Below are 588 nucleotides of genomic sequence, written 5' to 3' on the forward strand. Positions count from 1 at the left end.
CTCGTGTCGTGAGATGTTGGGTTAAGTCCCGCAACGAGCGCAACCCTTAAGCTTAGTTGCCATCATTAAGTTGGGCACTCTAAGTTGACTGCCGGTGACAAACCGGAGGAAGGTGGGGATGACGTCAAGTCATCATGGCCCTTACGGCCTGGGCTACACACGTGCTACAATGGTCGGTACAAAGGGTTGCCAAGCCGCGAGGTGGAGCTAATCCCATAAAACCGATCGTAGTCCGGATCGCAGTCTGCAACTCGACTGCGTGAAGTCGGAATCGCTAGTAATCGTGAATCANAAGTTGTTCTCAGTTCGGATTGTAGTCTGCAACTCGACTATATGAAGCTGGAATCGCTAGTAATCGTAGATCAGCATGCTACGGTGAATACGTTCCCGGGTCTTGTACACACCGCCCGTCACACCACGAGAGTTTGTAACACCCGAAGCCGGTGGAGTAACCATTTGGAGCTAGCCGTCGAAGGTGGGACAAATGATTGGGGTGAAGTCGTAACAAGGTAGCCGTATCGGAAGGTGCGGCTGGATCACCTCCTTTCTAAGGATATATTCGGAACATCTTCTACGAAGATGAGGGAT

1 rRNA gene is annotated in these 588 nt (G+C 51.3%); it reads left to right on the top strand.

What is annotated here, in order from left to right:
* Nucleotides 1-547, top strand: a 16S ribosomal RNA gene (locus EA795_RS20745); the annotation flags it as partial.
* Between the last annotated feature and the right edge of the window lie 41 nt (nt 548-588).

It is taken from the genome of Stutzerimonas nitrititolerans (assembly GCF_003696285.1).
GTDB lineage: Bacteria > Pseudomonadota > Gammaproteobacteria > Pseudomonadales > Pseudomonadaceae > Stutzerimonas > Stutzerimonas nitrititolerans.